The following is an 8,890-nucleotide window of genomic DNA, read 5'->3' on the forward strand; positions in this document are numbered from 1 at the left end:
GAAATGGGAAATAGAAAAACTGTTGGTGGTCAAGAAGATATGATTATTGATGTTGCATATAATCTAAGTAAATTAAAAAATAATAGTTTATAATTTATTAGATTAGTTTTTGTTGGTCTTTATGGGTTCTCGCCAACATTTCTCTGAATTACACTAACAAGAGATATTAGAGATTCATCCCATTATATATTGACATATCTCCTTTCTAATTCCTTTTTAAATTTTTAATTTAAACTTAACCTTTAAAATGGAATTATTATCTTTAGCAACTGGCTACCACCCATATGAAAGGCCCTTTAGCTTTGCGAAATATATAAATTGTAAATAAAGTAAATAGCTTCACAAAAATTAAATGATTTATTTCTATTAATGGGGGTGAAATGCCCCTCATTTTTTTGATTAAATTCTTTAAAGGGTTCCCACTTAAAATAATTGATTTGACATATAATCAACCACGCAAACAGGTACTTCAGTTATATCTGTAATAAATGCACCTAAAAATCTCACTGTACCAAGTTGTATAGTATACCCTAACCAATTATATTACCCGTCCTCTTAATACCACGACCTATCTATCTTCATACTCTTTTACTCTACGATAAAATGTAGCTTTAGTCATCTTCATAGCTTCTACACCCTTAATTTCTATATTTTTCCATTGTTTATATATATTTTCAAATACTTCACTATTAACTTCTAACTTAGGTCTACCAAACTTTATACCTTTATTTTTAGCACTTAAAATACCTTCCTTTTGCCGTTGTTTAATATTCTCTCTCTCTTGATGGGCCACAAATGATAATACCTGTAATACTAAATCACTAATGAATGTACCTAGAATATGGGTGTTTTTGCCTATCCCCCCGAAAAGGTAAGTTAGTGTTTTAATATGAGGCTATAACGGCATCCTTGGATACTTAAAAGTAATATGTTACATAATATAATCAAATATTAATATTAAGTAACATTCAAATTGATATTCTATATCAAAATACAAAAAGTCGTTGGTAAATAAGGAAAGTGAAAGTTACAAAAATACATTGTGTAACATTCAAAACGCCAAAAATCCACATTAATAATATATTTTGCCCCTAATATACCTTTTGGGCGGGATAGGCAAAACTACCCTATATAAAATTCATTCGCAAAGTTCAATGCATTTTATGTAGATATCCGTAAATGTTTTGTTATGTTTTATGAATGCATTTTATAAGCTTTTTTCACCATACGTAAAGGTATACCTTTACGTAAAGCAAGTTTGTTTCAGCATCAAAATAGAGTTTGCAAAAATGGTACTTAATGTTATAATTTTTTTAAGATTAAGTCACAACTGTAAAAAATTACGACATAATCAAGATGTTAAAATAAGGTGGAGGTCAAGTATGAAAAATAAAAAAAGATATCTAATCATATTATCTTTGTTAATTTTTTTTTCAGGATGTCAAAATAAATCAAATGATATAAATGACAATAAGGTAAAATCCACTAAGCCACAACAAAGTAGTACCTCTAATATAAATAACAGTTTTGAGAATAACAATAGTACCAGTGAGATTGTAAATAATCCAGACAGTTTGTTATTACTGAATATTGTGCTTCCTGAAAATTGGAAACTTGATAAAAGTGAAAAGGTTGTATATAATTTTATCGATGAAAAAGGCAACAATATAGGTACAGTTAACGCAATCAACTATATGGATAAATTTGACCTTTTAACACAAAAGCCAAATCATTCCTCTGTTACTAATGATGAATATATTAATATACCTTTGGGTAAATGTAGATTAATTACATTAGATTCCGACAATGGTACTGCCGCATCAGGACTTACTGGAACTCATGATACTTATTATGCTTCAGTATCTATAAAAGGAAAGGCTATATATATGTTAAACTTTACAAAAAATGATAAGAAACCTGAGACTAAAAATCAATTTATAGAAGTGCTGAGAAATTTAAGTCTAAAATAATTACTTCGGATTTTTCATATATTGTTCATCAACTTTAAAAGGCAGCAATGCCTTTTTTCTATATAATCTACTAATATACCTTTTTGGCGGGATAGGCAAAAACACCCTTTATCAATAGTTTTATCTCTTAATAAATTAATTATTGTTATCCTTGCTGATTGTGATGTATAAATCATCCATAATATACCTACTTCAGTTGAAGTTAATTGAATCTTTGCTTCCGTTGTCATTTAAATCCTTCTTTCTTTTTTAATATTAATTACAATATTAATTACAATATTTATAATTAATATTTTGCCCTAAACCATATTGTATTATACTTTTATGATTTTTTATAATGCTGGTACAAAGACAATATTAGTTATGACTGGCGCAGGAAATAAAGCGCTAGGCAAGCATATGAATAAGTGGTTTAATATAGAGCCGGATTATATAGAAGATCCTCTAACTACCCAAGTGAAAATTAAGAGTTTCATAATTTTAAATCCTTAGCGTATAATTTCCGCGTTTTGCTGCCGATACCCCATTAAGGATATAACTCTAGGATTGCAAAGCAATTCGGTGGCGGTGGTCATCCAAAGGCAAGTGGTAGTCGAATTGATATAAATAAGCAAACTGATTACATTAAAAATTTGTTTAGTTAAGCTTTAATTCAAATATTGATAAATTATAGCTAAAATACAGCATTAATCAACTTTTTATTGAACTTTGAATAATGAAAGAGTATACTGTAAACAATACATAGTAAACACTAGTAAACAAACTATTATAACTACATTTATACATAAATAACTGTAAACATTAATTAAATATAAGGAGGCTATAATGGCAGATAATAACAACCCTTTTGCAGTAAGAATGGAAACAGATGACAAAGAGAAGCTCCTAGAACTAATTCAAGAAAGCGGCAAAAGTAGTAAAGAATTTATGGGAATCCTCATGGGTGCTTATGAATTAAACAAGGTTAAAATCGATATTCCAGAGGTAGCCGAGGATATTAATCACTTGGAAGCATTAAGTAATCAGATCAATACTATATATGTAAATATGGCGCAGCGAATACAAACTATAGACGCAGCAAAGGCCCTGCAGTTTTATAAAGATATGGAGATTTATAAGAGTAAAATAGAAAGTTTAAAAACCGAAAATCAAGGATTGAATATAGATAAAGAAGCTATGGAAACCACACTCGAGGGATCTTTTAATATAAGTGATGAACTTAAAAAACAAGTAAAACAGTTAAGTGAAATGGCGGATAGCAATAAAGCGTTAATTCAAGAATATAAAGAAAAAAATGATACCCTTACAGGTCTTGTTACAGAATATAAAGCATTCAAGAATGAGAATGAAGCTTTTAAATCCTTACTTGCAGATAGCCAGGCAAGAAATATAGAACTTGGTAATATAATAAAGACCAAAGAGATTGAAGTGGAAAGCCTAGAAACAAAACTGGAAGCTGAAGCTGAGCAGGCACAAAAGGAAGTAACACGATTTGCCGAGCTAAAGGAATTTGAGAAGGAAAGATCTCTTCTGGAAGTTTTGAACTTAAAAACAAAAATAGAAACAACAATTACAGAATCTCAAAAAGAAGTAGCTCGAGTTTCCGAGCAGAAAGAATTTGAAAAGGAAAAAGCATTGCTGGCGCAAGAGAAGTTATTTAATAAACAAATGCAGGAACAACAAGCGGAATCCTATAAAAAAGTATTGGAATACCAGAAGCAGGCTGAGGATTTCATAAGAAGAATGCAAACACAGCAACAAAACCAAGACACAAAACAGATATAAATAATAAAATCCAGCATGAGTAATTATAATAACACCAAATCGAGTATAGGGCGTGTTTTCTGCCCTATATGAAATGCGGTAGTACATTTATTCATGTAAAGAAATAAAATAGATAAAAGGTAGGTAGGGGTTTGATTCATAAATAAAAATCAAGCTAAGTATATGAATAGTGAAGATAAATTAATGAAAAAAGACTATTAGAATTATTTCCAGACGATAATACTAAAAATATAATTTTATTTAAGCTATAATCTAAATTAGAATAATTAGTACTCGTCTGCCACCATTTTTAGAGGTTAAATGATTACTCTTACGACACAAAGTATCTATTGATTTATACCATTATTGCAATAAATTGAATATAAAAAATAAATGTATGATTTTATCCAAAAGATCACACGAAATATCATTTTTGCATTCAACCCCAATATGTTTATTAAAATATCACTTAATGGTATGATGTTTCTAATAATTAAATTACATTGGTAAATTATTGCACTCACAACGGTAAAATATGTTGGATTAACTTTAGCATTGAATATATTAAATGGATACATATAAAGGAGAATTCATTATGGCTAATCAGCGAATTGCAAGAGATGGACACATTCATTCACCATATTGTCCTCATGGAACAAATGATTCCTTTGAGCTTTATGTGAAAGAGGCTCTTAATTTGGGTTTAAAAGAAATAACTTTTGCAGAGCATATGCCTTTACCAGAAAATTTTATGGACCCAGAAGTTATAAAATGCTGTGCTCCAACACTAGATGAAATTGAAAAATATTTTGAAGACCTAGATTATATAAAAACAAAGTATAATCAGAAAATAAAAATAAATACAGGTTTTGAGGTAGATTATATTGAAGGACTTGAGGAAAAAATAACGGGATTGTTAAATCGGTACGGTGATAAGCTAGAAGATGGCATATTATCAGTACATTTTATTAAATTAGATAATGAATACTATTGTATGGATATAAGTCCTGAAGAATTTGGAAAGTTAGCAGAAAAACTAGGTGGTGTAAAAAAGCTGTATGACAGGTATTATGAAACCCTGCTAAAAGCAATTAAAGCTGATCTAGGAGCATTTAAACCTAAACGTATAGGTCATCCTACTTTGGTTAGGGTTTTTAATAAAATGTATCCTTTAGAATATAATAACATTTCTCTTTTAGAAGAAATTATGAAAGAAATTAAAGCAAGAAACTATGAAGTAGACTTTAATACGGCCGGAATTAGAAAACCCTATTGCAAAGAAATTTATCCTTCTGGTATCTTTGCAGAATTAGTAGAGCGTTATGGATTGAAAGTTGTCTATGGTTCTGATGCTCATACTGCATTAGATGTTGGGAGAGATTTTGAGTCATTATGTATAAAATAATAACCCTAAGCCCTAATTGCATAAATACACATATTGTGACTAATAATTAAAAAGGAGATTTTAAAAATGAAAAAAATGGTTATTATTAATTATGACGATGGTAGCAAATATGAAGGGGAATCTTTAAATAACCTAATAAATGGCGACGGTACTCTTTATTTCCCTAGTGGCACTAAATATGTAGGTGAATTTAAAGATGGTAAATATGAAGGTAACGGTACTCTTTATTTCCCTAGTGGAAATAAATATGTAGGTGAATTTAAAAATAGTAAATATGAAGGTAAGGGTACATTTTCTTTTGTTGAAGGCTCAAGATATGAAGGTGAATTTAAAAATGATAAACGTGAAGGCAAAGGTACTCTTTTTCTTTCAGGTGGCAGTAAATATGTAGGTGAATTTAAAAATGATAAACGCGAAGGCGAGGGTACTTTATATTCTAATAGTGGAAATAAATATGTAGGTGAATGGAAAAATGATGAAATGAATGGTAAGGGTACTCTTCATTATATTGATGGTAATAAATATGTATGTACATTTAAAAATAGTAAACGTGAAGGCATGGGTACCTCATATTTTGCCGATGGCGGTAAATATGTAGGCGAATTTAAAGATGATAAATATACAGGTATGGGTATTCTTTCTTACGCTGATGGTTCTAGATATGAAGGTGAATTTAGAGATTTTAATCGTGATGGCATAGGTACTTACTATCTTGCTAATGGCTCTATATATCATGAAGGTGAATGGAAAAATAATAAACCTAAATAACGATTTATCTATTTTGTAGAAATGTACAAGAGAGATTCTATCACAATTTGAAGATTCAACCAAATTGTGATAGAGTCTCTCTTCAATTCATAGGATTTTTAAATCTAATTCAAATCACTATTTTTTTGAGCTATTATAACATCAATATTTAGTTCTTTTATATTTTCTAATATATCTTCGTCTACATCCCAGTCCGTAATAATAGTACTTATAGATTCTAAAGGAGCTACTAATGCAAATGCATTAATGCCAAATTTACTGTTATCAGCAACAAGTATTGATTCCTTTGCTCTCTCAATGAATAGTTTCCTTATTTGAGCTTCTTCAATATTATAATCAGAAATACCTTCTGAAAATGACACGCCTCCAGGTGCAATAAAAGCTTTATCAACAAAAAATTGTTTTAGGGCATATTCAGGTATAATACCTGACATTGATAATTCATTTGGGCGCAAAAGTCCACCTAGACAATATATTTTCACATTGGAGTTAGCTAATTCATTCATTATTGGAAGAGAACTTGTTAATACAGTGATATTTTTATGTTGAATATTTTTTGCGATTTCTAAGCAAGTTGTCCCTAAATCAAGTATTATAGCATCACCATTGTTAATTAATGCAGCAGCAGATTTCCCTATTGCAACCTTGTATTCATGGTTTGATTCAACTCTAACTGCGTAAGAAGGCTCAATGCTGTTAGATGTAACAGCAATTGCACCTCCATAGATCCTTTCTAATTTGTTTTTAGACTCTAATTCTTCAAGATCTCTTCTTACAGTTTCAACTGATACCTCAAATTTTTCAACCAAATCACCGATTTTAATAATTTTCGATTTTTTTAACATATCTAATATTATTTTACGTCTTTCTTGTGGAAACATAATATTTCACCTACTTTTATTAATTTAATTGAGATATTGTACTAAATTATGTGGAGGTAATATATTGCAGGAAAATAGTTTTTTAATTCCATACAATACTATAATAAATAAAATACATGTAAATTACAATAAAAATGCTATAAAAAAACAAATAATCAACAAAATATTGCAATTTAACCATATGAAACTAAGATAAAAAAGGGTGTAGATTATTTTGTGTATTATCTTTCTTTAAGCAAAATTATTGAATTATTAATTTGATAAAATGTTAATTAAAGTCTGATAAATATTGCTACTTTGTGATTACTTCTCAGTATATAATTTGCATTTTTAATTATTAATATACCTTCTAAATAGCAGTACATGGCAGTGATTAGAAGTAAGTCAGATGGATATTGTAAAACATACATAAACGGACGGCCCTTTGGGTAGTCCGTTTTGATCGTTACTGGAAGGAATAAAACGATAAATCTAGATGTTGGGGGAACGGAGTCTCAAAGTTCCAAGCCTAACTTGTAAAGTTTTGCTCATTAATATAATTTCTTGAAATTTCTTTCGAAATATTAGACATAAAAATACTTTTCCTTACAATATTTTATTATTTTATAATTAACTTTTCTAAATTATTACCAAGAAAGAGTACATTTTAGTGGTTACACAAAATTATTTACAGCCCTATATATATTATATTTCAACAGAAAATAAAAATATGTAAGATAAATTTTAAACAAACGTTTACAAAATATTATTATTATATTATAATGAATTCATAACAATAACACACGAAACATATACAATCACACAAAACATGCACATAATATACACAAGCATACTGCAAAACTATAAATGCATATTATCAGAATAATAAATTTATATGTAACAAATGAATGATATACAAATACAAAATTCATTATTTAAACATTTAAATTTAGTCATGCATTTAAATTATTAAAATCACAAATATATATATTAAGTGAATTTGGAAAATCGTCCCCATGGGATTGTGATATATGGGAGCCTAGGGGTTTCCGAATTCACTAATATTATAAGAGGAGGAGATATTATAGAAGAGGAAGTATTAATGAGTAAACCTATGTTATTTAGTCCAGGACCAGTTATGGTAGAAGACTGCATTAGACAAGAGACAATCACTACTTAAATTGTATAAAAATTACTATACCTTAATTATTTCAGGCTCAGGAAAACTGCAAATGAAATTGTGATTTCATCAATGTTAACATCAAAATTTTCAAACCTGATTTTGAATGACTAAATAACCGGATATGTGTGTAATTGAGAAAGTTCTCAAAAAAAAATCCAAAAATTAAAATTATTGTAATGGTTTTCATGATACAAGCACTATGAGGATTAATCCAGTTTATGAGGTAGGTCAAATTAGCCAGAAATATAACATTTTTTTTTATGTTGATGCTATTAGTACTGCTGCAGGTGAAGATGTTAACGTTACAAAAAACAATACTGTTATTGTTACTAGTGTAGGGGAAAAATATCTTGATGCGTTTCTTGGTTCTGGTTTAGCATATATTTGTACAAAGGAACATATGGGCTGGGGATACTAAGAGACAGATTGAAAGAGAATAATTTTTAATTTAAGATGAAACTAAAATGTAAATACTATATTTTATGCTTTTCTAACTGAATAAAAAAAAATAGATAAACTTATAAAAATTATGGGTATAATTAACCCTGAGTGTTGCCGTACATTTTTAAAGGTTCTAGAGAGAGTAATCAATAGAATAAATGTTGACTAAAATCTTGCGTAATAAGTAATGCAAATATAATGAGGAATATCTCTAAGAGTATAATAAAAATATTAGTAAATATGTACTAAAAAGGTTTATATTATTCATAGAATTTTTCCCATAACATTTTTTCTCTAAATGAAATTAATACAATGATTTTTGCTTTTGAAACGTAAGTAAGCTATTTTATTAAATTATTAGTCGCTTGTAAAATTCAAAACTAAAAACTGTGGATAATTTTTAAGATTGGGACTAAAAATGTGCAAAAAAAAGACGCGACAAAAAACCTTTTGTTAAAAAGGTATGCGTAGCATGTGGAATGGTACATAAATGTGGATA

At 28.8% G+C, this 8,890-nt stretch carries 11 protein-coding genes and 1 pseudogene; 8 read left to right on the forward strand and 4 right to left on the reverse strand.

Features of this window, described 5'->3' with window-relative positions; all coding sequences use genetic code 11:
* The first annotated feature begins 3 nt into the window (after positions 1-3).
* Positions 4-93: a hypothetical protein gene (locus JJD95_RS18540; protein ID WP_291644758.1), complete on the forward strand. Its 90-nt coding sequence runs from the start codon at positions 4-6 to the stop codon at positions 91-93.
* Between the two features lie 330 nt (positions 94-423).
* Here JJD95_RS18540 and JJD95_RS20195 read toward each other — a convergent pair.
* A pseudogene (locus JJD95_RS20195) lies at positions 424-528 on the reverse strand (hypothetical protein); the annotation flags it as partial.
* A 40-nt stretch (positions 529-568) separates the two neighbouring features.
* On the reverse strand, positions 569-793 hold the full coding sequence (locus JJD95_RS18545) for a hypothetical protein (protein WP_291644741.1): 225 nt from the start codon (positions 791-793) through the stop codon (positions 569-571).
* Between the two features lie 589 nt (positions 794-1,382).
* Here JJD95_RS18545 and JJD95_RS18550 point away from each other — a divergent pair.
* Positions 1,383-1,970, forward strand: coding sequence for a hypothetical protein (locus JJD95_RS18550; RefSeq protein ID WP_291644743.1), 588 nt, complete (start codon positions 1,383-1,385; stop codon positions 1,968-1,970).
* Between the two features lie 14 nt (positions 1,971-1,984).
* On the opposite strand, the gene JJD95_RS18555 is transcribed toward JJD95_RS18550, so the two are convergent.
* On the reverse strand, positions 1,985-2,200 hold the full coding sequence (locus JJD95_RS18555) for a hypothetical protein (protein WP_291644745.1): 216 nt from the start codon (positions 2,198-2,200) through the stop codon (positions 1,985-1,987).
* A 94-nt stretch (positions 2,201-2,294) separates the two neighbouring features.
* On the opposite strand from JJD95_RS18555, the gene JJD95_RS18560 reads away from it, so the two are divergent.
* The 4 genes from JJD95_RS18560 (at position 2,295) to JJD95_RS18575 (ending at position 5,907) form a co-directional block, all read left to right on the forward strand.
* A complete protein-coding gene (locus tag JJD95_RS18560; protein WP_291644747.1) occupies positions 2,295-2,462 on the forward strand; it encodes a hypothetical protein in 168 nt (55 codons plus the stop codon).
* A 333-nt stretch (positions 2,463-2,795) separates the two neighbouring features.
* Positions 2,796-3,755: a hypothetical protein gene (locus JJD95_RS18565; RefSeq protein ID WP_291644749.1), complete on the forward strand. Its 960-nt coding sequence runs from the start codon at positions 2,796-2,798 to the stop codon at positions 3,753-3,755.
* A 574-nt stretch (positions 3,756-4,329) separates the two neighbouring features.
* Positions 4,330-5,139, forward strand: coding sequence for a histidinol-phosphatase HisJ (gene hisJ, locus JJD95_RS18570; protein ID WP_291644751.1), 810 nt, complete (start codon positions 4,330-4,332; stop codon positions 5,137-5,139).
* A 66-nt stretch (positions 5,140-5,205) separates the two neighbouring features.
* Positions 5,206-5,907, forward strand: a complete 702-nt coding sequence (locus tag JJD95_RS18575) for a molecular chaperone Tir (RefSeq protein WP_291644753.1) — start codon at positions 5,206-5,208, stop codon at positions 5,905-5,907.
* A 104-nt stretch (positions 5,908-6,011) separates the two neighbouring features.
* Here JJD95_RS18575 and JJD95_RS18580 read toward each other — a convergent pair whose 3' ends face one another.
* Positions 6,012-6,788 (reverse strand): DeoR/GlpR family DNA-binding transcription regulator, encoded by a 777-nt coding sequence (locus JJD95_RS18580; RefSeq protein WP_291644755.1) that lies wholly within the window; start codon positions 6,786-6,788, stop codon positions 6,012-6,014.
* Positions 6,789-7,791: 1,003 nt separating this feature from the next.
* On the opposite strand from JJD95_RS18580, the gene JJD95_RS18585 reads away from it, so the two are divergent.
* Together JJD95_RS18585 and JJD95_RS18590 are read left to right on the forward strand one after the other, a co-directional pair.
* On the forward strand, positions 7,792-7,947 hold the full coding sequence (locus tag JJD95_RS18585) for a hypothetical protein (protein WP_291644756.1): 156 nt from the start codon (positions 7,792-7,794) through the stop codon (positions 7,945-7,947).
* Between the two features lie 202 nt (positions 7,948-8,149).
* The gene (locus JJD95_RS18590) at positions 8,150-8,368 is read left to right on the forward strand and encodes a hypothetical protein (protein WP_291644757.1); all 219 of its coding nucleotides are present in this window, start codon (positions 8,150-8,152) and stop codon (positions 8,366-8,368) included.
* Positions 8,369-8,890 lie beyond the last annotated feature (522 nt).

The organism is Clostridium sp. (assembly GCF_016650035.1).
Classification (GTDB): Bacteria; Bacillota; Clostridia; order Clostridiales; family Clostridiaceae; genus Clostridium_AD.